The sequence below is a fragment of the Prescottella equi genome (assembly GCF_020171745.1).
In the GTDB taxonomy this organism is placed as follows: Bacteria; Actinomycetota; Actinomycetes; order Mycobacteriales; family Mycobacteriaceae; genus Prescottella; species Prescottella equi_A.
Genome location: NZ_JAIVAH010000020.1, coordinates 165,857 through 190,609, shown reverse-complemented (window position 1 = coordinate 190,609; position 24,753 = coordinate 165,857). Strand labels below are relative to the sequence as shown.

Below are 24,753 nucleotides of genomic sequence, written 5' to 3'. Positions count from 1 at the left end.
GCAAGCCCCGGCCGCGAGGTCAGGGAAGCCCGGAAGAGCATTGGGGTATGGTGTAATTGGCAACACAGCGGTTTCTGGTACCGCCATTCTAGGTTCGAGTCCTGGTACCCCAGCGGAGAGTTCGAGTGAATTTCACTCCGGACTCCGGCGAGTCCAACTGGCCGAGCTTCCAACGCAGATCTGATCCGCAAGGGTTGGTTCGAAACTGGAGGCATTCCAACGTGCCGCACGCATGCGGCGGCACACCTTGAAAATGTTCTGGCCCCGTCGTCTAGCGGCCTAGGACGCCGCCCTCTCAAGGCGGTAGCGCGGGTTCGAATCCCGTCGGGGCTACCAAGGGAAGACACCTTCGATCCTGGATCGCGGGGATTTCTCTCGGCCAGAACATTTATCCTGGTGCGCAGCATGTAAACGAAGAAGTTCCTGGCCCCGTCGTCTAGCGGCCTAGGACGCCGCCCTCTCAAGGCGGTAGCGCGGGTTCGAATCCCGTCGGGGCTACAAAGCAAGACCCTCCGATCATGGATCGGAGGGTCTTTCTCGTTCTCTGTCTACTTTCAGGCGCTGTGTACTTTCAGGCGCTATCCGCTCTTTCGGCGGAACTCGCGTTTGTGATCGGCGCTGCTGTGGGCATCGTGGACCTTCGACTGTCCGTCCAGATGCGCCGTCGCACTCGTCTGCCGGTGATTCTTGCGGTCGAGTGCCTCGCGGAACTTGCGCTTGGTCTCGTTGTCGGCGGCTTCGCTCACGTCGTCCTCCTCCTGCCTCGGTGGTGGCTCGTTCGTCTCGGAATGTACCGCCGAGGCAGGGCGCGCGTCGCGTGGTTTTCCGGAGGGCGCGCGGCTGTCTAGAGGTAGGCCGCGGTGGACCCGCCGACCGGCATCTCCGGAAGCCCGAGCTTGCGGTGATCCCAGGACCGGACCCGCTCCGGGACCACTCGGACGGCGACGCGCTTGTGCAGCATCATCTCGACCGCCGGCTTGACGTCCTCGGAGTACGGGCCGGTGTAGCGCTCCCAGATGCTGATGCCGACCTTGAACAGCGCCTCCGTATCGTCGACGATCTCGCCGCGACCCTCGATCGAGACGCCGCGCAGGGTGTCGTACGTGTCGCCGTCCTCGATCATCATCGTGAGCCGGTCGTCGCGTCGGAGGTTGACGGCCTTCTGTGACTTTGCCTTGGTCTCGAACCACAACTCGCCGTCGATCACGGCGTACCACATGGCGACGAGGTGGGGTGTGCCGTTGGCTCCGACCGTCGCCATCGTGGAGACCCGGCTCCGCTCGATGAATTCGGTGATCTCGGCGTCCGACATCGTGATCTGCCCGCGTTGGTTGGTCCCCACAGCCGCTCCTCCACTCGAATTGGAATTCGTTCCCGCGATCGACTGTGCCACGAATCACGTTTGCGGCATTCGAGTGGGGTCGGTTACCTCGTCACAGGCGCTTGTGGAGTGCGTCCGCAGCGGCGAGCAGGTCGGCCGCCCAGCGGGCCCCGGGGCGTCGCCCCATGCGATCGATCGGTCCCGACACCGAGATCGCCGCCACGACATTGCCGGCCGCGTCGCGCACCGGGGCCGCGACGCTCGCGACGCCGGACTCGCGTTCGGCTGCGCTCTGTGCCCAGCCGCGCCTGCGCACCTCGACGAGCACCCGCTCGCCGAACGAGGCCTCGGGCAGGATGGCGCGCTGGGTCTGGGCGTCGGCCCATGCGAGGAGGACCTTTGCTCCCGACCCGGCCGTCATCGGCAGCCGTGCGCCGACGAGGACGGTGTCGCGAAGGCCCGTGGGGGGTTCCATCGACGCGATGCACACGCGATGCGTGCCCTCGCGCCGATACAACTGCACGCTCTCGCCGGTGATTTCGCGGAGCCGGGGCAGGACCAGCGCTGCGGCGTCGACGAGCGCGTCGCTCGCGGTCGCGGCCAGTTCGCCGAGGCCGGGTCCGGTGCACCACAGTCCGTCCGCGTCGCGGGTGAGGAGCCGGTGTACTTCGAGTCCCACGGCGAGGCGGTGTGCGGTGGCGCGGGGGAGTCCGGTCCGGTTGCACAGTTCGGTGAGGCTGCAGGGCTGTTCGGCCACGGCGTGGAGCACGCCCATTGCTTTGTCGAGTACCCCGATGCCGCTATGCTGTCTCATAGATCGATACTCCCTTCTCGCATATTGGGATCATAGCCGATTGCGTGACAGGTGGTTCGACACGGCGCGACACGGGGCAGCCCAGGAACCCGTCGGCGCGACATCCCGAGACAGAGGTGGAGAAGATGGCTGACAGAGGACGCACTCTGGCCGAGAAGGTGTGGGACGAGCACGTTGTCGTGCGCGGTGAAGGTGAGGGTGCGGCACGCCAGCCGGATCTGATCTACATCGACCTGCACCTCGTTCACGAGGTCACCAGCCCGCAGGCCTTCGACGGTCTGCGGCTCGCCGGGCGCAAGCTGCGCCGGCCGGACCTCACGATCGCGACGGAGGACCACAACGTCCCGACCGTCGACATCGACAAGCCGATCGCGGATCCGGTCTCGCGGACCCAGGTCGACACGTTGCGGAAGAACTGCGAGGAGTTCGGAGTTCGCCTGCACCCCATGGGTGACCTCGATCAGGGCATCGTGCACGTCGTCGGCCCTCAGCTCGGCCTGACGCAGCCGGGTACCACCGTCGTGTGTGGTGACAGCCACACGTCCACGCACGGTGCTTTCGGTGCTCTGGCAATGGGAATCGGCACCAGCGAGGTCGAACACGTGATGGCGACGCAGACGCTGTCGCTGCGCCCGTTCAAGACGATGGCCATCACCGTCGACGGTGAACTGGCGCCGGGCGTCACGAGCAAGGACCTGATCCTCGCCGTGATCGCGAAGATCGGCACCGGTGGGGGACAGGGCTACGTCCTCGAATACCGCGGCGAGGCGATCCGCAAGCTCTCCATGGAATCGCGGATGACGATCTGCAACATGTCGATCGAGGCCGGCGCCCGCGCCGGCATGATCGCCCCGGACGAGATCACCTACGAATTCATCAAGGGCCGCCCGCACGCCCCGCAGGGCGCCGACTGGGACGCGGCTGTGGCGGCCTGGGACCAGCTGAAGACCGACGACGACGCGGTTTTCGACGCCGAGGTGCGCATCGACGGTGCGGCACTGACGCCGTTCGTCACCTGGGGCACGAACCCCGGTCAGGGTGCCCCGCTCGGTGATTCGGTTCCCAATCCGGCAGATATCGCCGACGAGAGCGAGCGTCTCGCGGCCGAGAAGGCGCTGGCGTACATGGGTCTGGAGGCGGGCACGCCGCTGCGTGAGGTGCCCGTCGACACCGTTTTCGTCGGTTCGTGCACCAACGGGCGCATCGAGGATCTTCGTGCGGTTGCGGAGGTTCTGAAGGGGCGCAAGGTCGCAGAGGGCGTCCGGATGCTCGTCGTTCCGGGCTCGATGCGGGTGCGCGCGCAGGCCGAAGACGAAGGTCTCGGTGAGATCTTCACCACGGCGGGTGCGGAGTGGCGTCAGGCCGGATGCTCGATGTGCCTGGGAATGAACCCGGACCAGCTGGCTCCCGGAGAGCGCTCGGCGTCGACGTCCAACCGCAATTTCGAAGGCCGCCAAGGCAAGGGTGGGCGTACGCACCTCGTTTCTCCGGCTGTCGCGGCCGCGACAGCGGTGCGGGGCACGCTCTCGGCACCGGCAGACCTGGCATAGGGCGCAAGGGAACTAGGAGAAAAACGATGGAAGCCTTTACCACTCATAAGGGAATCGGTGTTCCGCTGCGCCGGTCCAATGTCGACACCGACCAGATCATCCCGGCGGTGTACCTGAAGCGGGTGACCCGCAGCGGTTTCGAGGACGGGCTGTTCGCGGCCTGGCGGACTGACCCGGAGTTCATCCTCAACGTCGCGCCGTACGACAAGGGCAGCGTTCTGGTGGCGGGTCCCGACTTCGGCACGGGGTCGTCCCGCGAGCACGCGGTCTGGGCGTTGTCCGACTACGGTTTCCGCGTCGTCATCGCGTCGCGCTTCGCCGACATCTTCCGCGGCAACGCCGGCAAGGCCGGTCTGCTTGCCGCTCAGGTCGAGCAGAGCGACGTCGAGATGCTGTGGAAGTTGCTCGAGGAGCAGCCGGGTCTCGAGCTAGTGGTGGATCTCGCATCCAAGACCGTGACCGCCGGAACGACTGTGGTGCCGTTCGAGATTGACGACTACACGCGCTGGCGTCTGCTCGAGGGTCTGGACGACATCGGACTCACGTTGCGCCAGGTAGAGGCGATTTCCGAGTTCGAAAAGTCAAGGCCGTCATGGAAACCTGCGACCCTTCCGGCGCGCATCGCGGACGACAATTGATGTAATCGGATAACTGGTTCGGCCCCTCGATCTACCACAGATCGGGGGGCCGCGCTTGATGAGAATTGGCGTGGCACATAGACTCTTGCCGATTTCGGGTTTACCGTAGTTCGTAGTCGGTCCGACGGTGGACCATTAGTTTGCGGAGGAATTTCCATGAACAAGGCAGAGCTCATCGATGTTCTGACCGAGAAGCTGGGCACGGACAGGCGCACCGCCAGTGAGGCCGTCGAGCACGTGGTCGACACGATCGTGCGTGCCGTCCATGCCGGCGAGAGCGTCACCATCACCGGTTTCGGCGTCTTCGAGCAGCGTCGTCGCGCCGCTCGTGTTGCTCGCAACCCGCGCACGGGTGAGACGGTCAAGGTCAAGCCGACGTCGGTTCCGGCCTTCCGTCCCGGCGCGCAGTTCAAGGCGCTCATCGCCGGTGGCCAGAAGCTGCCCAGCGCGGGTCCGGCCGTCAAGCGCGGTGCGGCAGAGCCCGTGAAGAAGGCGGCCAAGAAGACGGCTGCCAAGAAGACGGCGGCCAAGAAGACCGTTGCGAAGAAGACTGCGGCCAAGGCTCCGGCCAAGACCGTTGCGAAGAAGACTGCGGCCAAGGCTCCGGCCAAGACCGTTGCGAAGAAGACTGCGGCCAAGGCTCCGGCCAAGACCGTCGCGAAGAAGACTGCGGCCAAGGCTCCGGCCAAGACCGTCGCGAAGAAGACTGCGGCCAAGGCTCCGGCCAAGACCGTCGCGAAGAAGACTGCGGCCAAGGCTCCGGCCAAGACCGTCGCGAAGAAGACCGTCGCGAAGAAGACTGCGGCCAAGGCTCCGGCCAAGACCGTCGCGAAGAAGACCGTCGCGAAGAAGACCGCGGCCAAGAAGGCTCCGGCCAAGCGCACCGCGCGCAAGTAAGTCGCGCGACGTCGGCGGAAGTCGGCGGAATACTCCGTAACTGACAAGGCGGCCACGGGATCGAATCCCGTGGCCGCCTTGTCGTGTGTCCGAAGGTCAATCCGCGTTGCGGGGCACCGGCAGTGGGCTGTCGATGTGATCTGCCGCCACCAGTCGGCCACCGGACAGTGACAGGACCCAGGTGCTCGCCTTGCGGTTTCGAGCAGCGGGCAGGGTGATGCCGTCCCGCTTGGCCCACCACTCCAGGAGATCGGGAATCACGCCGCCCTGGCTGCAGATGACCTGAACGCCGCCCCGTGCCGCGATCTTGCGGGCTCGCGCCCGAGCGCTCGCCGGATCGGCCGCGTACTGCTCCTCGGAGAGCAGCGGCTCGATGTGGATCGGGACATCGAGCGATTCGGCGATCGGTTCCACGGTCTGCACGCACCTGGTCCGGTCGGCCGACGAGACCTCGGACGCCCCGAACGCGCGCAGTTGAGCGACAAGTGCTTCCGCCTGCACGCGACCCTTCTCGTCGAGTGGCCGTGAGTCGTCGTCGCCCACGTATTTTCTCCGGCTCCCGGCCTTCGCGTGCCGGACCAGCAGGACCGTGGTGGTGTCCGGCGGGATCTGGACGAACCGCCGCAGGATCGTTCGGTCCATGGGATAGGAGAGCTGGTCGGGGACGTCGTGCGGTGGCAGCCACAGCATCTCGTCCACCTCGTCGTTCGGTGTGAACTGCCCCGCGGCCGCTTCGGCCGCCCAGTACTCGACGCGCTTGAGTTTGCGGTGACCCGGTATCGGATATGTCACACCTGAGAGGTGTCGCCCCAATTGCGCTGTAATTCCGGTCTCTTCGTGGATCTCCCGCACGGCGGCGGAAATCGAGGTTTCGCCGGGATCGAGTTTCCCCTTCGGAAAAGACCAGTCGTCATACTTCGGGCGGTGAATGAGTGCGATTTCGATCTCGTACGGATTAGTCGGTGACTTGCGCCACAAGACTGCGCCGGCCGCGAATATGTTTGCTTTGACCGGTTTATCAAGACTCAAGGGTGTGGTTCCTTCCCTCGACCGGGGTCGCGGTCGAACGGCGGACTGGAGCGGACTCCGCGTCAGGAGCTGGTGGATCTGCGCCGGCGCATCATCTCTTCCTGGTGCTCGCGCACCTTCTCGCCACGGGCGGGCGCTGCCTGCCAACTACCGTCGGATTGAAGGACCCAGCAGCGGGTGGTGGGATCGAGTGCGGATTCGAAGATCTCGTCGAGTTGGCGGGTGAGGCGCGGATCCTTGACCTGTGCCATCACCTCGACGCGGCGATCGAGATTTCGATGCATCATGTCGGCGCTGCCGATCCAGAACTCGTCGGAGCCCTGGAAGTGCATGATCCGCGAGTGCTCGAGGAAACGTCCGAGTATCGAACGCACCTCGATGTTCTCGCTCAGTTCGGGGACTCCCGGCTTGAGCGCGCAGATTCCGCGGACCACGATCCGCACCGGGACCCCGGCCTGCGATGCCCGATAGAGCGCGTCGATCACCTGCTCGTCGACGAGCGCATTGGCCTTGAGCCGGATTCCGGCTTCTCGGCCCGCCTTCCGGTGCTCGATCTCGGCGTCGATGCGCTCGATGATCCCCTTGCGCACGCCGTACGGGGCGACGAGAAGGTTGCGATACTGCGACTTCCGTGAATACCCGGTGAGCGAGTTGAAGAGATCCGTCAGATCGGCACCGATCTCGGGCGCCGCGGTCAACAGGCCCACGTCCTCGTAGAGGCGCGCCGTCTTGGGGTTGTAGTTGCCGGTCCCGATGTGGCAGTAGCGGCGGATGGTCGAACCCTCGCGACGCACGACGAGGCATGTCTTGCAATGGGTCTTGAGACCGACCAGTCCGTAGACCACGTGGACGCCGGCCTGTTCGAGCTTGCGCGCCCACTTGATGTTCGCCTGCTCGTCGAAGCGGGCCTTGATCTCGACGAGCGCGACGACCTGCTTGCCGGCCTCGGCCGCCGCGACGAGCGCGTTGACGATCGGGGAGTCGCCCGATGTGCGGTACAGGGTCTGCTTGATCGCGAGGACCTGCGGGTCGGCAGCGGCCTGCTCGATGAACCGCTGAACGCTCGTGGAGAACGAATCGTACGGGTGCTGAACGAGAACGTCGCCGTCGCGCAGGGTCGAGAAGACGCTCTTGGGTGTCTCCCGTTCGCCGAACGCGGGGTGCGTCGCCGGCACGAAGGGGGCGTCCTTCAGATTCGGGCGGTCGACGCCGTAGACCTGCCACAACGACGAAAGATCAAGAAGCCCAGGGACTTGGATGACGTCGCCGGGATCGACGTCGAGTTCACGCAGCAGAAGCTCGAGCATGTGGTCGGTCATGTCGTCGGCCACCTCGAGGCGGACCGGGGAACCGAACCGGCGTCGCGCCAGCTCCCGCTCGAGCGCCTGGAGCAGGTCCTCGTCGCGATCCTCCTCGACCTCGAAATCGGCGTTGCGCGTGACGCGGAACGCGTGGTGCTCCACCACTTCCATGCCGGGGAACAGCACGTCGAGGTGGGCGGCAATGAGATCCTCGGTGGGCAGGAACGCCGCGATCGCGCCCGGGGTGACGCCGGTGCGGGTCACACGTACGAAGCGGTCGACGTTGTCGGGCACCTTCACTCGCGCGAAGTGCTCTCCGCCCGTCGCGGCGTCCTTCACCGTCACCGCGAGGTTGAGGCTCAGTCCGCTGATGTACGGGAACGGATGTGCCGGATCGACGGCCAGCGGCGTCAGGACCGGGAAGACCTGTTCGTGGAAGTGTGCCGAGAGTCGCGTGCGTTCCTCGGTGTCGAGGTCGGCCCAGCCGATGATCGAGATGCCCTCTTCGGCGAGCGCCGGGCGCACGGAGTCGAGGAACACGCGGGCGTGCTTGTACGAGATCTCCTGCGTGCGGGATCCGATCAGCGCCAACTGCTCCCGGGGTGAGAGGCCGTCCGCGGAGCGCACCGACAGACCGGTTTCGTCCCGACGCTTCAGGCCGGCGACCCGAACCATGTAGAACTCGTCGAGATTCGACGCGAAGATCGCGAGGAACTTGGCGCGTTCGAGCAGGGGCAGCGAGGTGTCCTCGGCGAGGGCGAGGACCCGCGAGTTGAAGTCGAGCCAGCTCAGTTCGCGGTTGAGGTAGCGCGCCGCGGGGAGCCCGCCGTCCGGGGATCCGGTGGGCGTGGCCGCCGGCGGGGCGGTCGGGATGATGGCCGAGTGGCCGGTGCCCGTCGGCCGCTTTCGATCAGAGTTGGAGCCGTCCTCCGCGGATCGGTCGGAGTCCGTGCGTCGCTCGAGTGCTCTCCCGTTGCTCACCTCTCGATCATCCCTCGAGATTCGCAGGCAGGACAATCGATCACACGGAGTTCACAGCTATCGGGGTTGCCGGACACCCGACGTACATCCGAGGCGGTCGAACACCGCCTGGGTTGCGGGTCCGAGACCGAGGCGCGCCGCCGCGAAGAGGTCGTCGAGGGTGTCGACGTCCTGGCGTAGTCCCGGCCAGGGGCCGTCGAGAACCCGGGCCCCCGACGCGATGTGCGATCGCGCGGAGCCGGTCCCGAATCTCGGGTCGAGGCGGGTGGAGGGGCCGCAGGCGAACAGCGCCGACGTCCCCGTGCCGGTGTGGTCCACCACGATCGCGCGTCCGGCGCGGCGGGCCTGGGAGAGGGCGTCGAGGAGTTCGTGCCGTCGCAGCGCGGGCAGGTCCGCCTGCAGCGCGACCACGTCGGTTGACCTCGCGGCGGTGCCGATCGTCCGTTCCGCATCCGCGAGTGCCGCGTTGAGGCCGGATTCGCCGGTGGCCCGCCGGGGTGGGTCCGGTCGGTGCCCGACGCCGCACTCGACGGCGATCGACGCGACCACCGGGTCGGGGGTCACGACCGTGACGTCCGTGATCCGGCCCGGGTCCGTCGTGTCGCGTGCATCCGCGAGGACCGTCAGTGTGTCCCGCAGCATCGCCACGACGAGGTCGGTCCGGTCGGAGGCCGACAGTGATTCCGCGAGGCGGGTCTTCGCACGGTTGAGGTCCTTCACCGCGACGATGACATGGGTGTGCGCTGCGTGTTCCGATCGGTGCACACCCCTCATGCGGCCAATCTTGCCAGCCGCGCCGTCGATGCGACGCGCCCGGCGACCGATCGGTGTGGGGGATATCGTGTTCGCAGGCAGTGAGCGGGCAGGTCGGTGGCGGAACGGTGTGGGTAGTGGACAACTCGGGTGAGCGCGAAGCAGAGGGGGCGGCGTGAGCAAGGCGGCGGTTCTGGGGGCGGGATCGTGGGGGACGGCGTTCGCGAAGGTACTGGCCGACGCCGGAACCGACGTGACGTTGTGGGCCAGGCGCTCCGAGATCGCCGACGCCGTCGTGACTCGGCACGAGAACCCGGACTATCTGCCCGGGATCGCGCTGCCTCCGACGCTGTCGGCCACCGACGATCACGAGGAGGCTCTCGCGGGGGCGGACATCGTCGTCCTCGCCGTGCCGTCCCAGTCGCTGCGTGGGAATCTCGAGGGGTGGGCCGGGGCGATCGGTCCGGACGCGACGCTGCTCAGCCTCGCGAAGGGCATCGAGAGCGAGACGTTGCTCCGGATGAGCGAGGTCATCTCGCAGGTGGCGTCGGTGGACTCGTCGCGTGTCGCGGTGCTGTCCGGGCCGAATCTCGCGCGGGAGATCGCGCTCGGCCAGCCGGCTGCCACGGTGGTCGCCTGCGCCGACGAGGCGCGCGCACTTGCTGTTCAGAAGGCTTGCGCGACAAGCTATTTCCGGCCGTACACGAATACCGATGTGATCGGGTGCGAGATCGGTGGGGCCTGCAAGAACGTGATCGCGCTGGCGTGCGGCATGGCGTCCGGCATCGGCCTGGGGGAGAACACGATCGCGAGCCTGATCACCCGGGGGCTCGCGGAGATCATCCGGCTCGGAGTCGCCTTGGGGGCCAACGCCGCGACGCTCGCCGGTCTGGCGGGCGTCGGCGACCTGGTGGCCACCTGCACGTCGCCGCTCTCCCGGAACCGATCCTTCGGTGAGCGACTGGGACTCGGAGGGTCGCTCGAGAGCGCCCAGGCCGCTACCAACGGACAGATCGCCGAGGGCGTCAAGTCCTGCACCTCGGTGCGGGCCCTCGCCGCCGCGAACAGCGTCGAGATGCCGCTCACGGACGCCGTGCACCGGGTGTGCCACGAGGGCATGTCGGTTCACGATGCGGTCGGTATGTTGCTGGGGCGCCGCATCAAGCCCGAGTAGTTCCGGGCAGTTCGGACGGATCGAATCGACCTGTTCGGTCGGTTCGTGGGAAGGATGCCCGCAACGGTACGGTTTGGGGCGTGAACAATCCGCGTACCAGGGTCGCCGTCGTCTTCGGTGGCCGCAGCAACGAGCATTCGGTGTCCTGTGTCTCCGCCGGCAGTGTCCTGAGGAACCTCGACCCGGATCGCTACGAAGTGGTACCGATCGGCATCACCACCGACGGAGCGTGGGTACTGGGCTCGACCGATCCCGCCGACCTCGCGATCCGCGACCGGTCCATGCCGACCGTCGACGCGGACGGCAGGGCTCTCGCCCTCACCGCGGACCCCACCCGGTCGGGCACCATCGTGGCGCTCGACGACACGGAGGCCGGTCAGGCACTCGCATCGGTCGACGTCGTCTTCCCGGTGCTGCACGGTGCGTACGGTGAGGACGGCACCATCCAGGGTCTGCTCGAGCTGGCCGGGATTCCCTACGTCGGTCCCGGTGTGCTGGCGAGTGCGGCGGGCATGGACAAGGAGTTCACCAAGAAGCTGCTGGCGGCCGAGGGTCTGCCGGTCGGGTTCCAGGTGGTGCTGCGTCCGGGCACGTCGACCGTCACCGACGAGCAGAAGCAGCAGCTCGGGCTCCCGGTCTTCGTGAAGCCGGCCCGTGGCGGCTCCTCGATCGGCATCACGCGCGTGGCGGACTGGTCGCAGTTCGACGCCGCGGTGGCCGTCGCCCGCTCGCACGACCCCAAGGTGATCGTCGAGTCGGCGATCGTCGGACGCGAGGTGGAGTGCGGCGTCCTCGAGTTCCCCGACGGCGACGTCCGAGCGAGCGTGGTCGCCGAGATCCGCATGCCCGACACCGACGGTGACGAGTCGGCGTTCTACGACTTCGACACCAAGTACCTCGACGACGTCTGCGAGTTCGACGTTCCCGCCAAGCTCGACGACGACGTCAGCGAGCAGATCCGAGCCCTCGCGGTCCGCGCCTTCCGTGCGCTGGACTGCCAGGGCCTGGCCCGCGTCGACTTCTTCGTCACCGCGGACGGCCCGGTGATCAACGAGATCAACACGATGCCGGGCTTCACGTCCATCTCGATGTACCCGCGCATGTGGCAGGCGGCCGGCGTCGAGTACGCCACTCTCGTCTCGACTCTCGTCGATACCGCAGTCGCGCGCGGGACGGGGCTGCGCTGAGCTGATCCCAGCGCCGGAGCACCCGGCCCGCACGCGCGACGCGCTACGGGTTGGGTACCGGCGCGGGGTCGAGCGGCTTCTGCGGCAGTGCCTTCGAGACCGCGGCCGACGCGTCCTGCAGGGGGGTCGGGCCCGATCCGTTGGGCACGGTCAACGCGACGTACACCCCACGGTCGACCGCGTACCACGTGCTGGCCTCGATGCCCTGCGGGGCGCCCGAGATCTCGAACCACTGGACGCCGTCGACCACGCTGAGCGGCGACGCCTGGTTGAACTCCGGGGGCCTCGGCAGACCGCACCGCATCACGACCGGCTCGCCCTCGTCGGGCTGCCACGCGGCGGTCGCCTCGGGGGCGGGGTCGCGCAGTTCGGCACGCGTGTAGTCGCCCATGTTCTCGGGCAGGTCGTTCATCAGCGTGGTGCATTCCGCGGACTGGGCGGCCGGTGATTCGACCGGGCCGAGCCCGACGGGTTCCTTCACGGGCGAACGCCCGGCGATCGCGGCAGCGACGATGACGCCGATGACGAGCGCGACGGGAAGGGCGACCGCGGTCGCGATCAGCGCGGGACTGCGCTTCTCCGACGGGTGCGGTTCGGTCTGATCGGTGGTGGGGTTCTCGGGTTCGGACATCTCAGTTCTCTGTCGGTGCGGCTGGCGCCGCGATCTGGCAGGTCAGGATGCGGGTGATACCGCGGACCTTCTTCATGTCGTCGACGACGTCGGACAGTCCGGCCTCGGCCGGTGCGCCGACGCGGGCGATCACGTCGTACGGTCCCACCACGTCCTCGGCCGAGTCGACGCCGGCGATCCGGGAGAGCGTCGCCGCGATCGCAGCGGCCTTGCCGACCTCGGTCTGGATCAGTACGTAAGCCTGCACCACGGGTCCGTCCTTCCCGTCGTCGTGCGCCGTCGCCTCGGTAGAGTCGCGGAGATCCGCGGGACTCCGGTCCCGGCGCCCCGCACCGGGATGCCCGGCCGCACACTAAAAGGTACCGCAGTTGCGGGAGTCGAATCCCGGGACCGGGAGACCACCGGCGCACATCAGTATTGGGAGGCCCACCATCGAAACCTCGCGACCGCAGCAGGACGACGACGATCGCACCGTTGCCTCGGTGGGGGAGTTCGCGGTGATCGGGCGGGCCGTCAAGGGCCGCAGGCAACCGTCGACGACGCTGCTCGGGCCGGGCGACGACGCCGCCGTGGTGCGGATGCCGGACGGCCGGGTCGCGGTGTCGGCGGACATGCTCGTCGAGCATCGGCACTTCCGGCTGGACTGGTCGAGTCCGGAGCAGGTCGGCCGAAAGGCGGTGGCTCAGAACGGCGCGGACATCGCCGCGATGGGCGGGCGTCCGACGGCGTTCCTCGTGTCGCTGGGCTGCCCACCCGACACCCCGCTCGCGGTGGCCGCGGGCATCTCGGACGGTCTGGGCAGCGCCGCGGAGGCCCTGGGCGCGGGCGTGGTCGGCGGCGACCTCGTGCAGGCCGATCAGATCGTCGTGTCCGTCACGGTCCTCGGTGACCTGCAGGGCCGGAGTCCGGTGCTGCGCTCGGGCGCGCGGGCGGGCGACGTCGTCGCGGTCGCCGGGACGCTCGGGAGGTCCGCGGCGGGGCTGGCGCTGTTGCTCGCCGGCGCCGACCCCTCGAGTACCGGCGCGACGGAGTTGATCGACGCGCACCGGGTCCCCACCCCTCCCTACGAGCAGGGTGTCGCGGCCGCGGTCGCCGGAGCGAGCGCCATGACCGACATCTCCGACGGACTCGTGGCCGACCTCGGCCACATCGCGGACGCGTCGGGGGTGGGGATCCGGATCGACCGGAGCCGGATCGCGACGGATCCCGTGCTGTTCGACGCGGCGCGCGATCTGGCGCGGGACCCGTGGGAGTGGATTCTGACCGGCGGCGAGGATCACGCGCTGGCGGCGACGTTCCCGTCCGGAACGGACCTTCCGGACGGCTGGTCGGTGATCGGTGACGTCGTCCCCGGCGCGGACGGCGGCGGCGGCGGAGTTGTCGTCGACGGCCGGCCGTGGACGGTGTCCGGTGGCTGGCAGAGCTTCGACGCGGGATAGGTTGCACGCATGGCTATCTACGCACTCGGTGATCGCGAACCGGACATCGCACCGGACGCCTACGTCCACCCCGACGCCGTCGTGATCGGCGCGGTGACACTGGGGCCGGGCGCCTCGATCTGGCCGCAGGCGGTCCTGCGCGGTGACTACGGGACGATCAGTGTCGGAGCCGGCACCAACATCCAGGACGGCACCGTCATCCACTGCACGTCGATCGACGCGACCGTCATCGGTGCGGGCTGCGTCGTGGGGCACAACGCCCACATCGAGGGGTCGCAGATCGGTGACAACTGCCTCATCGCGTCCGGGGCGATCGTCCTGAACGGCTCGACGATCGGGGCCGGTTCGGTGGTCGGGGCGGGTGCCGTCGTGCCGTTCAAGTTCGAGGTGCCGCCGCGGAGCATGGCACTCGGTGTGCCGGCCAAGGTGCGCGAGGGCTACGAGGTTCCCGAGGGACACCTCGAACTCAACGTGAAGCTGTATGCGGCGAACGCCGCGTTCTACCGCGACGCGCTGCGCAGGCTCGACTGATGGCGCCGCAGCCGCTGACCGAGCTGATCGACCCCGGCTGGGCCAAGGCCCTCGCGCCGGTCGAAGGCCGCATCGCCGAGATGGGCGACTTCCTGCGGGCCGAGATCGCCGCAGGTCGTGAGTACCTGCCCGCGGGACAGAACGTGCTGCGGGCGTTCAGTCACCCGTTCGAGGACGTGCGGGTCCTGATCGTCGGACAGGATCCCTACCCGACCCCGGGACACGCTGTCGGCCTGAGCTTTTCGGTGGCACCGGATGTTCGTCCCGTGCCGCGCAGCCTGAAGAACATCTTCACCGAATACAGCGAGGACCTCGGCTACCCGACGCCGTCGAACGGCGACCTGACGCCGTGGACCGAGAACGGTGTGCTGCTCCTCAACAGGGTGCTGACCGTCGCGCCGGGCGACGCCGGGTCGCACCGCCGCAAGGGCTGGGAGGCGGTCACGGAACAGGCGATCCGCGCGCTCGTCGAACGGCAGTCGCCGATGGTCGCGATTCTCTGGGGACGTGACGCCGCCACCCTGAAGCCGATGCTCGGTGACGTCCCGACGATCGAGTCGGCGCACCCGTCGCCGCTGTCGGCGTCGCGGGGCTTCTTCGGGTCGCGGCCGTTCAGCGGCGCCAATGCTCTGCTCGCGGAACTCGGTGCCGAACAGGTGGATTGGCACCTGCCCTGACTCCCGGGTGCCGATAGGGTGTCGGACATGAGTACCCCGGACCGCGTTCAGATCCGCGACACCGAAGTCGGACAGGTTCTCGAGATCGGCACGTCACGCCGCCGCCCGGTGCCCCGGAGATTCCGAATCGTCGAGGTGCTGCAGGAGGGAACCCGGGTCATCCTCCGCTCGGACGACGGCCGGGTCCTCGCCGCATCGCCGGGGCAGTTGTCCGTCGTGCCGTACCTGATTCCGGCGCAGCACAATCCGGACCACGATGAGCAGGACGAGCGCGCCTTCCTCGACGCGTCGCGCCTTCCGGCCGGTGACGTGGCGGACTCCGCGACGTCGCTGGTCGATCCGGTGTTCGGGGAGTTCGTCGTGAAGGCGCCGTCGATCGTCGGCTACACGGCCGAGATCCCGGAGGCTGCGACGCTCGGCGGTCGGCCGGTGGCGTTGACGTTCGACGGGGCGGGCGGCTCGAGGATCGAGGAGTTACTCCCGGCGGTGCGGGAAGTCGTGGCGGACCTGTCGGGAGTCCTGGGCGCAGCCCTCGACCATCTGTGGGAGTGGGGCCGCGAGGAGAGTGACACCGACGAGGATCGGTCGCGCTTCCTCGATTCGTTCGGGCTCGAGGCCGTCACCATCTACCACTCGGGAGACTTCGGTGTGGATCTCTCCGACGACCGGGGCGTGTTCGAACAGGCCTTCATGGACGGCTACTGGCCGAAGGTGCACTTCCGAGGAGACGGGACCCCGGTCGCCGTGACCGTGGAGGCCTGACGGGCGACCGGGATCCTCGGCTCGGGCTCAGGAGTTGCGGACCGACGCGAAGTCGGGGCGCCGCTTCTCGACGAAGGCGTCGACACCCTCGCGGCCGGTGGGGCCGTCGGCCGCCGCGGAGATCGACGCGGTCTCGACGTCGAGCTGTTCGGACAACGAGTTGGACCGGCTGCTCGTGAAGAGCTTCTTGATTCCGGCGTAGGACGCGGTCGGTCCGGCCGCGAGGGTCCGTGCCACACGCAGGGCCTCGTCCTGAACCTGGTCGTCCTCGACGAGTCGGCTGAGCAGGCCGAGGCGCACGGCCTCCTCGCCGTTCAGGACGGCGTCGGTGAGCAGGATCTCGCGTGCGCGGGATGCGCCGACGACGCGGGGCAGCGTCCACGACATGCCGCCGTCCGGGGTGAATCCGATGGACGGGTACGCGGGACGCAGCTTGGTGGAGGTGCCACCGATCGCGATGTCGGCGAGGCACACGATGCTCATGCCGGCACCGGCAGCCCACCCGTGGACGCCCGCGACGACCGGGACGGTGATCGCGTCGAGCGCGCGCACGAACTCGTGGAACGCGGTCGCGATCTCGCCGACGAACTCGCCGCGGTTCTCGGCCGAGGCGAAGGCCCGAACGTTGCCGCCGGCGCAGAAGTTTGCGCCGTCGCCGACGAGCAGCACCGCGCCCACGTCGTTGCCGGCCGCGCGCAGAGCGGCGGTCGCCTCGGTGATTCCGTCGATGTCGAGGGAGGTTCCGTTCGCGGCAGTTGCCACGGCCACCCGGAGGACGCCGTCCTCGATCCGGACATTGCTGGGTGCGTCTGTTGCAGTCACGTGGAGCACACTAGCCGCAGGACCGGTGCGGTTCGGTAGTCCGGTCCCATCCACCGCGACGGTCCGGAGCTCCGGAAGAACTTCCGAAGAACCGCGAAAACGACTGAGCCCCGACACCGATGGTGTCGGGGCTCAGTCGAACAACTGTGCTGTGAGGCTGAAATCAGCCGCGCACAACCTTGCCGGCCTTCAGGCAAGAGGTGCAGACGTTCAGCTTCTTGGTGTTGCCGGGGGCAACCTGAGCACGAACGGGCTGGATGTTCGGGTTCCAGCGACGGTTGGTACGCCGGTGCGAGTGCGAGACCGACTTACCGAAGCCGGGCCCCTTGGCGCATACGTCGCAGACGGCAGCCATAGTCGCGAACTCCTTGTGATAGTCAAACATTGTCTTGTTGCTTGCCTACGAACACGCGAAGTGGAACGACCCGTGCGAGGCAACCCTGCAAGGGTAACCGCATCCGCATCGATTGGCCAAATCACCGGGCCCGAGACGAACTGAGTGCGGTTCGGGCCTTGTCGAAGACTGGAATGACGGTACAGGTCGTGCCCCGGCCGTGTGCGAGGGGTCCGTCGGATGCCCCGGCTAGGCTTGCGGTCTGGGACGGCTCGCCACTCCGGTGGCCGCGTCCGGCGAGTGGTGTAACCGACGTAGGGAGAGGACGACGCGGGTGCTCGAGGTCCTGGAGGCGGTCGACGGCTCCGCCCTGTACCGATGGGCCCACGCCTGCGTGACCGGCATCGAGAAGCGCTGCGACGAGATCAACGACCTCAATGTCTTCCCTGTCCCGGACGCGGACACCGGGACCAACCTTCTCGCGACGATGCGCGCAGCCGTCCGGGCCGTCGAACCCCTCACCGCCGACGAACGGGGATCCGACGCCTCCGCTGTGGCCCGGGCGCTCGCGCGCGGCGCAGTCACGGGTGCGCGCGGCAACTCTGGGGCGATCCTGTCCCAGGTGCTCAGGGGAATCGCCGAGACCACGACGTCCAGCCACCTCGATGCCGGCACGCTGCGCTCGGCGCTGCGGCACGCGTCGGATCTCGCGCTCGAGGCCGTCAGCGTCCCGATGGAAGGGACCATCGTCACGGTGCTCGCGGCGGCAGCCGACGCGGTGGCCGCGGAGGACGCGCTCGCCCCGCTGTCCCGTCTCGCGACGTCGGCCGCGGACGCGGCGGCCGAAGCGCTGCTGCGGACGCCGTCCCAGCTCGCGGTTCTCGGGGCGGCCGGTGTCGTCGACGCCGGAGGCCGGGGGCTGGTCGTCATTCTCGATGCCCTGGTCGAGGTGGTCTCCGGCGTCCCGCCCGAGCGGGAGGTCTTCCTGGCCCCGGCAGGCGAGGCCGCGGCGACCGGGTCGGATCACACGTGCGGTCCCGCGCACGTCGTCCACGAGGTCGCCGGTCAGGACTACGAGGTGATGTACCTCGTCGCCGAATCCGACGAGGCGCGCATCGCGGACCTCCGCGGTCGGCTGTGTTCGTTGGGGGACTCCGTCGTGATCGTCGGTGACGGTTCGGACGAGATGCCCACGTGGTCCGTCCACGTGCACTGCAGTGACGCGGGTGCGGCGGTCGAGGCGGGACTGGATGCCGGGCGGCTGCACGACGTGCGGATCACCTGCTTCGTGCTGGACGCCGCGCGCGCCGAGATCCCGGAGGCCGGCGCGCCCCGCGCTGTCCTGTCGGTGGTCGAGGGGCCCGGAGCCGCGGATCTGTTCGAGCAGGAGGGCGCGCACGTGCTGCGGTCCGACGGCGCGGTCACCCCGGACCAGTTGCTCACCGCCATCCGCGGCACCGACCACCGCGAGGTCGTGGTGCTGCCGAACGGCGCACTGCCGGCCCAGGACCTGATCGCGGTCGGTGCGCGGGCCCGCGCCGACGACCGCGACGTCGTCTTCCTGCCCAGCTCCTCGATGGTGCAGGCGCTCGCGGCCCTCGCCGTGCACGACGTCGAGAGGCTGGCCGTCGACGACGCCTTCGCGATGTCGGAGGCCGCGGCCGCGACCCGCTGGGGTTCGCTGCGGATCGCGGACGAACGCGCCCTCACCTACGTCGGAACGTGCGAGCCGGGCGACGGGCTCGGCCTGGTCGGACACGAGGTCGTCGTCATCGAACAAGACGTCGTGGCCGCCGGCTGCCGGCTGGTGGACCTCGTGCTGGGCGCCGGCGGCGAACTCGTGACGGTGCTCCTCGGCGCGCAGGCCACCGAGAGGCTGGGGGAGCGGGTGGCCGCCTACATCACGTCCCGCCATCCGGGTGTCGAGGTGATGGTCTACCGGGGTGGACAGAGCCGTGACCTGTTGCAGTTCGGCGTCGAGTAGAAGGCGAGTCGATAGTGAGTACGGCGACGGGATACCCGACATGGCGACGCTGACGGATCGACTCGATCACCTGTTGGGGACGAAGACGGCCGATGCGCTCGTCGACGCCTTCGACATCCGCACGGTCGAGGACCTGCTGCGCCACTACCCGCACCGATATGCCGCGCAGGGCCGGGAGCTGACCGAGAAGGAGCCCGAGGAGGGCTCGCACGTCACGATCATCGCGCGCGTCGTCAAGGCCGACGTCGTGAACATGAAGAGCCGGCGCGGCCAGATGCTCAAGGTCGTGCTCGCGGCCGAGTCGCAGAGCGTCGACGTCACGTTCTTCAGCCCGCACAAGGTCAAGCACGCGGTGCGGGTCGGCGTCCGTGCCATGTTCTCCGGCACGGTGAAGTATTTCCGCAACAAGTGGAGTCTCACGCATCCGAGCTACCTGATTCTGCCGGAGCCGGCCGAGGGCGAGGATCCCGTCGTCTCCATGGCGCATGTGCAGGGGGCGGGTTCGCTCGCCGGAATGGCTCGCGCCACACAGGATTCCGGTTCCGGCGTCGACATGTCGATCTTCGACCGCGAGCTGATCCCGCTGTATCCGGCGACACGGGAAGTGGAGAGCTGGACGATCCTCCGGTGCGTGCGTCAGGTCCTCGACCAGCTCGACGTCGTCGAGGATCCGCTGCCGCCCGAGGTTCGCGACGAACACGACCTGATCGGGCTCGACGAGGCGCTGCGCCTGGTGCATCTGCCCGACACCCGCGACGACATCGGCCGGGCGCAGGAGCGTCTGCGCTTCGACGAGGCGGCCGCGTTGCAGCTGGTACTCGCGCGGCGCCGACGGGACATCGCGGCGCGGGTGGCGCCGCAGTGCCCGCCGAAGCCGGACGGCATCGCCGCCGCGTTCGACCGGATGCTGCCGTTCGAGCTCACCGACGGGCAGAAGGAGGTGGCCGAGGAGATCTCGAACGATCTCGCCCGGCCGCACCCGATGAACCGGCTGCTGCAGGGCGAGGTGGGCTCGGGCAAGACCATCGTGGCGCTGCGGGCGATGTTGCAGGCGATCGATGCCGGCTACCAGTGCGCGCTCCTCGCGCCCACGGAAGTACTTGCGTCGCAGCATGCCCGGTCGCTGCGGGAGATGCTGGGTCCGCTCGGCACGGCCGGTGAGCTCGGGGCCGAGGATCTGGCGACCAAGGTGACGCTGCTGACGGGATCGATGTCGACGAAGGCTCGGCGGGCGGCCTTGCTCGATATCGTGACCGGCGATTCCGGCATCGTCATCGGCACGCACGCGCTCATCCAGGACAATGTGGAGTTCTTCAACCTCGGTTTCGTCGTGGTCGACGAGCAGCACCGGTTCGGTGTCGAGCAGCGCGACGAACTGCGGAATCGGGCCAGGGAAGGACTGAGCCCGCACCTGTTGGTCATGACCGCGACGCCGATTCCGCGGACGATCGCGATGACGGTGCTCGGCGATCTCGAGACGTCGACGCTGCGCCAGTTGCCGCAGGGGCGCGCGCCGATCGTGAGCAAGGTCGTCGCCGCCCGGCAGACCCCGCAGTGGGTCGCGCGCGCGTGGGAACGGATCCGGGAGGAGGTCGCGGCCGGACGGCAGGCGTACGTCGTGTGCTCGCGGATCGGCGACGGCGACAGCGACGCCGAACTGATCAAGGCCGGTAAGGAGCCGCCGGAGACGAAATCCGCGGTCGACCTGTTCGACGAGCTGCGGTCCGGTCCGATGCACGATCTGCGACTCGGCCTGCTCCACGGGCGACTGCCGTCCGACGAGAAGGACGCGGTGATGCGCGACTTCACGGCCGGTGGGATCGACGTGCTCATCTGCACCACGGTGGTGGAGGTGGGTGTGAACGTCCCCAACGCCACCGTGATGGTGCTGGTCGACGCGGATCGATTCGGTGTGAGTCAGCTCCATCAGCTGCGCGGCCGGGTGGGTCGCGGCAGCCATCAGGGGCTGTGCATCCTGATCACCGACATGATGCCCGGATCGACGGCGTTCGAGCGGCTGACGGCGGTCGCCGGCACCAACGACGGTTTCGAACTGGCTCAGCTCGATCTGCGTCAGCGTCGCGAAGGTGACGTCCTCGGCTCGGCCCAGTCGGGCAGCGCGACGACGCTGCGACTGCTGTCGTTGCTCGAACACGAGGACGTGATCGCGTCCGCGCAGCAGTTCGCGCGCGGGGTCCTCGACGACGACCCGGATCTGTCCCGGCACCCCGGCCTCGCGGCGATGGTGGCCGCCGCGCTCGACGCCGAGAAGATCGAATTCCTGGAAAAGTCGTAGGAGGCCCGAGCCTGCAGGATCGGCCTCGGGGCGCCGAATCGGGCCGCGCCGTACGGTCTGTGCAGGGCACTTCTTCTCCGGTTTGCAAACTTGCCAATTTCGCACGTCAGAGTGGCTGTTTGTGAAGCTTGCGAAGCGTTCCGCATCGTGGGACGTTGCGCTCACGGCGCGACGCGCGGCAAGGTACTTTCCTTCCCATGTTCTCCAAAGTCCTCGTCGCCAACCGCGGCGAAATCGCCATCCGCGCGTTCCGTGCTGCCTACGAACTGGGTGCCGGGACCATCGCGGTGTTCCCGTACGAAGACCGCAACTCGGTGCATCGCCTCAAGGCGGACGAGGCCTACCAGATCGGTGAGGTAGGCCACCCGGTCCGCGCGTACCTGTCGGTCGAGGAGATCATCGCGGCCGCCGAGCGCGCCGGCGCGGACGCGATCTACCCGGGCTACGGCTTCCTGTCCGAGAATCCGGACCTGGCCGCCGCATGCGAGGCGAAGGGCATCACGTTCGTGGGCCCGTCGGCCGAGGTGCTCGAACTGACCGGCAACAAGGCACGCGCGATCGCGGCCGCGAAGGCGGCGGGCCTGCCGGTGCTGAAGTCGTCGGAGCCGTCCTCGGACGTCGAGGCGCTGCTGACGGCATCCGAGGGCATGGACTTCCCGATCTTCGTCAAGGCTGTTGCGGGCGGTGGCGGCCGCGGCATGCGGCGAGTCGCCGAGCGCGCTCAGTTGCGGGAGGCGATCGAGGCGGCATCGCGTGAGGCCGAGTCGGCGTTCGGTGATCCGACGGTGTTCCTCGAGCAGGCCGTCGTCGACCCGCGCCACATCGAGGTCCAGATCCTCGCCGACGGCGAGGGCAACGTCATCCACCTGTTCGAGCGCGACTGCTCGCTGCAGCGCCGCCACCAGAAGGTGATCGAGCTCGCACCGGCCCCGAACCTGGATCCGGAACTGCGGGACCGGATCTGTGCCGACGCGGTCGCGTTCGCGAAGCAGATCGGTTACCGGTGCGCGGGCACCGTCGAGTTCCTTCTCGACACCCGCGGCAACCACGTGTTCATCGAGATGAATCCGCGAATCCAGGTGGAACACACGGTCACCGAGGAGATCACCGACGTCGACCTGGTGCAGGCGCAGCTGCGGATCGCCTCGGGCGAGACCCTCTCGGACCTGAACCTGTCGCAGGACGCGATCACGATCCGCGGCGCCGCTCTGCAGTGCCGCATCACCACCGAGGACCCCGCCAACGGCTTCCGCCCGGACACCGGACGGATCACCGCGTACCGCACCCCGGGCGGCGCGGGCGTGCGCCTGGACGGTGGCGCGAACCTGGGCGCCGAGGTCGGCGCCCACTTCGACTCGATGCTCGTCAAGCTCACCTGCCGTGGCCGCGACCTCGAGGCGGCGGTTGCCCGCGCTCGCCGCGCCGTCACGGAGTTCCGCATCCGCGGCGTATCCACGAACATCCCGTTCCTGCAGGCGGTCCTGGACGACCCCGACTTCCGCGCCGGACGCGTGACGACGTCGTTCATCGAGGAACGGCCGCACCTGCTGACGCTGCGCAGTTCCGCGGACCGCGGCACCAAGATCCTCAGCTACCTCGCGGACGTCACGGTCAACAAGCCGCACGGCGAACGGCCCACCGCGGTGTACCCGCACGACAAGCTCCCCAAGGTCGACCTCGGTGTCGCCCCGCCGGACGGATCGCGTCAGAAGCTCCTCGCGCTCGGCCCGGAGGGCTTTGCCAAGGCGCTGCGCGAGCAGAAGGCGCTCGCCGTCACCGACACCACGTTCCGCGATGCGCACCAGTCGCTGCTCGCGACCCGCGTTCGCACGTCCGGTCTGCTCGACGTCGCCGGCCACGTCGCGCGGATGACGCCCGAACTGCTCTCGATCGAGGCGTGGGGCGGCGCGACCTACGACGTGGCGCTGCGCTTCCTGCACGAGGATCCCTGGTACCGGCTGGCGGCGCTGCGTGAGGCCGTGCCCAACATCAACCTGCAGATGCTGCTGCGCGGACGCAACACGGTCGGCTACACGCCGTACCCGGAGAAGGTCACCCGCGCGTTCGTGCAGGAGGCGGCCGACACGGGCATCGACATCTTCCGGATCTTCGACGCACTCAACAACATCGACCAGATGCGCCCCGCGATCGAGGCGGTCCGCGAGACCGGCACCACGGTCGCCGAGGTCGCGATGTCGTACACCGGCGACCTGGCGAACCCGAACGAGAAGCTCTACACCCTCGACTACTACCTGCGCCTCGCGGAGGAGATCGTCGAGTCCGGTGCGCACATCCTCGCCATCAAGGACATGGCCGGTCTGCTGCGGGCCCCCGCCGCCACCAAGCTCGTGACGGCGCTGCGCTCGAACTTCGACCTGCCGGTGCACGTGCACACCCACGACACCCCCGGCGGCCAGCTCGCGACGTACCTCGCCGCGTGGCACGCCGGAGCCGACGCCGTCGACGGCGCCGCGGCCCCGCTGTCCGGCACCACCAGCCAGCCGGCCCTGTCGGCGATCGTCGCCGCTGCGGCGCACAGCGAGTTCGACACCGGCATCGACCTGCAGGCCGTGTGCGACCTCGAGCCGTACTGGGAGGCGCTGCGAAAGGTGTACGCGCCGTTCGAGTCCGGCATCCCCGCCCCGACCGGACGTGTCTACACCCACGAGATCCCCGGCGGTCAGCTGTCGAACCTGCGCCAGCAGGCCATCGCGCTCGGCCTCGGTGACCGCTTCGAGGAGGTCGAGGCCAAGTACGCCGCGGCCGACCGGATGCTCGGCCGTCTGGTCAAGGTGACGCCGTCGTCCAAGGTCGTCGGCGACCTCGCGCTGCACCTCGTCGGATCCGACGTTCCCGCCGACGAGTTCGCGTCCGACCCGGCGCGCTTCGACATCCCGGATTCCGTGATCGGATTCCTGCGCGGCGAGCTCGGCACCCCGCCCGGCGGCTGGCCGGAGCCGTTCCGCAGCAAGGCGCTCGAGGGGCGCGGCGCCGCGAAGCCCGAGGTGCAGCTCACGCCCGAGGACGAGAAGGGACTGTCCGGTTCGTCGAAGGAGCGGCAGGCCACCCTCAACCGGTTGATGTTCCCCGGCCCTGCAAAGGAGTTCGAGGAGCACCGCGACAAGTACGGCGACACGTCGCAGCTGTCGGCCAACCAGTTCTTCTACGGCCTACGCCGCAGCGAGGAACACCGCGTCAAGCTCGGCAAGGGCGTCGAACTGCTCATCGGCCTCGAGGCGATCTCCGAGCCCGACGAGCGCGGCTACCGCACCGTCATGTGCATCCTCAACGGTCAGCTGCGTCCGGTCTCGGTCCGCGACCGTTCCATCGCCAGCGAGGTTCCGGCGGCGGAGAAGGCCGACAAGAACAACCCCGGCCACGTCGCCGCGCCGTTCGCGGGTGCCGTCACCCTGGTCGTGACCGAAGGACAGCAGGTATCGGCCGGTGACACCGTCGCCACGATCGAGGCGATGAAGATGGAGGCGGCGATCACAGCGCCGCGCAGCGGTATCGTCTCGCGAGTTGCCATCGCCGGCGTCCAGCAGGTGGAGGGTGGCGATCTCCTTGCCGTCGTCTCGACGCGGGAGATCACCGGCAACGAGTGACCGTGGGCGAGTGAACAGGACTGCAGC

22 protein-coding genes and 3 tRNA genes are annotated in these 24,753 nt (G+C 68.5%); 15 read left to right on the top strand and 10 right to left on the bottom strand.

Features of this window, described 5'->3' with window-relative positions:
• The first annotated feature begins 41 nt into the window (after positions 1-41).
• The 3 genes from LCL87_RS17640 to LCL87_RS17630 all read left to right on the top strand — a co-directional run bounded on the left by LCL87_RS17640 (position 42) and on the right by LCL87_RS17630 (position 498).
• Positions 42-113 (top strand) — tRNA-Gln (locus LCL87_RS17640).
• 147 nt (positions 114-260) lie between these two features.
• Positions 261-336, top strand: a tRNA-Glu gene (locus tag LCL87_RS17635).
• An 89-nt stretch (positions 337-425) separates the two neighbouring features.
• A tRNA-Glu gene (locus LCL87_RS17630) sits at positions 426-498 on the top strand.
• Positions 499-578: 80 nt separating this feature from the next.
• Here the strand turns inward: LCL87_RS17630 and LCL87_RS17625 are convergent.
• The 3 genes from LCL87_RS17625 to LCL87_RS17615 form a co-directional block, all read right to left on the bottom strand.
• Positions 579-746, bottom strand: coding sequence for a DUF5302 domain-containing protein (locus LCL87_RS17625; protein ID WP_225021916.1), 168 nt, complete (start codon positions 744-746; stop codon positions 579-581).
• A 98-nt stretch (positions 747-844) separates the two neighbouring features.
• Entirely contained in the window at positions 845-1,342 is a 498-nt protein-coding gene (locus LCL87_RS17620) for a pyridoxamine 5'-phosphate oxidase family protein (RefSeq protein ID WP_225021914.1), read from the bottom strand.
• A 91-nt stretch (positions 1,343-1,433) separates the two neighbouring features.
• Positions 1,434-2,135, bottom strand: a complete 702-nt coding sequence (locus LCL87_RS17615; RefSeq protein WP_225021912.1) for an IclR family transcriptional regulator — start codon at positions 2,133-2,135, stop codon at positions 1,434-1,436.
• A gap of 116 nt (positions 2,136-2,251) precedes the next feature.
• Between LCL87_RS17615 and leuC the strand changes: the two genes are divergently transcribed.
• The 3 genes from leuC to LCL87_RS17600 all read left to right on the top strand — a co-directional run bounded on the left by leuC (position 2,252) and on the right by LCL87_RS17600 (position 5,220).
• Entirely contained in the window at positions 2,252-3,685 is a 1,434-nt protein-coding gene (gene leuC / locus LCL87_RS17610) for a 3-isopropylmalate dehydratase large subunit (protein ID WP_225021910.1), read from the top strand.
• A 26-nt stretch (positions 3,686-3,711) separates the two neighbouring features.
• Complete coding sequence (leuD, locus tag LCL87_RS17605; RefSeq protein ID WP_225021908.1) at positions 3,712-4,323, top strand: 3-isopropylmalate dehydratase small subunit; 612 nt, start codon at positions 3,712-3,714, stop codon at positions 4,321-4,323.
• A 156-nt stretch (positions 4,324-4,479) separates the two neighbouring features.
• Positions 4,480-5,220 (top strand): HU family DNA-binding protein, encoded by a 741-nt coding sequence (locus LCL87_RS17600; RefSeq protein WP_225021906.1) that lies wholly within the window; start codon positions 4,480-4,482, stop codon positions 5,218-5,220.
• 96 nt (positions 5,221-5,316) lie between these two features.
• Here LCL87_RS17600 and LCL87_RS17595 read toward each other — a convergent pair whose 3' ends face one another.
• From LCL87_RS17595 to cofC, 3 genes are all read right to left on the bottom strand, one after another.
• The gene (locus LCL87_RS17595; RefSeq protein WP_225022036.1) at positions 5,317-6,249 is read right to left on the bottom strand and encodes an NUDIX hydrolase; all 933 of its coding nucleotides are present in this window, start codon (positions 6,247-6,249) and stop codon (positions 5,317-5,319) included.
• Positions 6,250-6,311: 62 nt separating this feature from the next.
• On the bottom strand, positions 6,312-8,531 hold the full coding sequence (locus tag LCL87_RS17590; protein WP_225021904.1) for an RNA degradosome polyphosphate kinase: 2,220 nt from the start codon (positions 8,529-8,531) through the stop codon (positions 6,312-6,314).
• 57 nt (positions 8,532-8,588) lie between these two features.
• Positions 8,589-9,305, bottom strand: coding sequence for a 2-phospho-L-lactate guanylyltransferase (gene cofC, locus LCL87_RS17585; RefSeq protein ID WP_225021903.1), 717 nt, complete (start codon positions 9,303-9,305; stop codon positions 8,589-8,591).
• 154 nt (positions 9,306-9,459) lie between these two features.
• Between cofC and LCL87_RS17580 the strand changes: the two genes are divergently transcribed.
• Together LCL87_RS17580 and LCL87_RS17575 are read left to right on the top strand one after the other, a co-directional pair.
• Positions 9,460-10,458, top strand: coding sequence for an NAD(P)H-dependent glycerol-3-phosphate dehydrogenase (locus LCL87_RS17580; protein ID WP_225021901.1), 999 nt, complete (start codon positions 9,460-9,462; stop codon positions 10,456-10,458).
• An 80-nt stretch (positions 10,459-10,538) separates the two neighbouring features.
• Positions 10,539-11,645 carry a D-alanine--D-alanine ligase family protein gene (locus LCL87_RS17575; protein WP_225021899.1) on the top strand — a complete coding sequence of 369 codons (1,107 nt, stop codon included), beginning with the start codon at positions 10,539-10,541 and terminating at the stop codon, positions 11,643-11,645.
• A 43-nt stretch (positions 11,646-11,688) separates the two neighbouring features.
• On the opposite strand, the gene LCL87_RS17570 is transcribed toward LCL87_RS17575, so the two are convergent.
• Together LCL87_RS17570 and LCL87_RS17565 are read right to left on the bottom strand one after the other, a co-directional pair.
• Positions 11,689-12,276, bottom strand: coding sequence for a DUF3515 domain-containing protein (locus LCL87_RS17570; RefSeq protein ID WP_225021897.1), 588 nt, complete (start codon positions 12,274-12,276; stop codon positions 11,689-11,691).
• 1 nt (position 12,277) lies between these two features.
• Positions 12,278-12,526 (bottom strand): Lrp/AsnC ligand binding domain-containing protein, encoded by a 249-nt coding sequence (locus tag LCL87_RS17565; RefSeq protein WP_225021895.1) that lies wholly within the window; start codon positions 12,524-12,526, stop codon positions 12,278-12,280.
• A 166-nt stretch (positions 12,527-12,692) separates the two neighbouring features.
• On the opposite strand from LCL87_RS17565, the gene LCL87_RS17560 reads away from it, so the two are divergent.
• The 4 genes from LCL87_RS17560 to LCL87_RS17545 are packed head-to-tail and all read left to right on the top strand — an operon-like array spanning position 12,693 to position 15,685.
• A complete protein-coding gene (locus LCL87_RS17560) occupies positions 12,693-13,715 on the top strand; it encodes a thiamine-phosphate kinase (RefSeq protein WP_225022034.1) in 1,023 nt (340 codons plus the stop codon).
• A 9-nt stretch (positions 13,716-13,724) separates the two neighbouring features.
• Positions 13,725-14,246: a gamma carbonic anhydrase family protein gene (locus tag LCL87_RS17555; protein WP_225021893.1), complete on the top strand. Its 522-nt coding sequence runs from the start codon at positions 13,725-13,727 to the stop codon at positions 14,244-14,246.
• Positions 14,246-14,923, top strand: a complete 678-nt coding sequence (locus tag LCL87_RS17550; RefSeq protein ID WP_225021891.1) for a uracil-DNA glycosylase — start codon at positions 14,246-14,248, stop codon at positions 14,921-14,923. Before LCL87_RS17555 ends, LCL87_RS17550 begins: the two co-directional genes overlap by 1 nt.
• A gap of 27 nt (positions 14,924-14,950) precedes the next feature.
• Positions 14,951-15,685, top strand: a complete 735-nt coding sequence (locus LCL87_RS17545; protein ID WP_225021889.1) for a hypothetical protein — start codon at positions 14,951-14,953, stop codon at positions 15,683-15,685.
• 27 nt (positions 15,686-15,712) lie between these two features.
• Here LCL87_RS17545 and LCL87_RS17540 read toward each other — a convergent pair whose 3' ends face one another.
• On the bottom strand, positions 15,713-16,507 hold the full coding sequence (locus LCL87_RS17540) for an enoyl-CoA hydratase-related protein (RefSeq protein ID WP_225021887.1): 795 nt from the start codon (positions 16,505-16,507) through the stop codon (positions 15,713-15,715).
• Positions 16,508-16,670: 163 nt separating this feature from the next.
• On the bottom strand, positions 16,671-16,862 hold the full coding sequence (rpmB, locus tag LCL87_RS17535; RefSeq protein WP_005519049.1) for a 50S ribosomal protein L28: 192 nt from the start codon (positions 16,860-16,862) through the stop codon (positions 16,671-16,673).
• Positions 16,863-17,175: 313 nt separating this feature from the next.
• On the opposite strand from rpmB, the gene fakA reads away from it, so the two are divergent.
• The 3 genes from fakA (at position 17,176) to LCL87_RS17520 (ending at position 24,726) form a co-directional block, all read left to right on the top strand.
• Entirely contained in the window at positions 17,176-18,825 is a 1,650-nt protein-coding gene (fakA, locus tag LCL87_RS17530) for a fatty acid kinase ATP-binding subunit FakA (protein ID WP_225021886.1), read from the top strand.
• Between the two features lie 40 nt (positions 18,826-18,865).
• Positions 18,866-21,121, top strand: coding sequence for an ATP-dependent DNA helicase RecG (gene recG / locus LCL87_RS17525; RefSeq protein ID WP_225021884.1), 2,256 nt, complete (start codon positions 18,866-18,868; stop codon positions 21,119-21,121).
• Between the two features lie 197 nt (positions 21,122-21,318).
• Positions 21,319-24,726, top strand: a complete 3,408-nt coding sequence (locus tag LCL87_RS17520) for a pyruvate carboxylase (RefSeq protein ID WP_225021882.1) — start codon at positions 21,319-21,321, stop codon at positions 24,724-24,726.
• Positions 24,727-24,753: the final 27 nt, after the last annotated feature.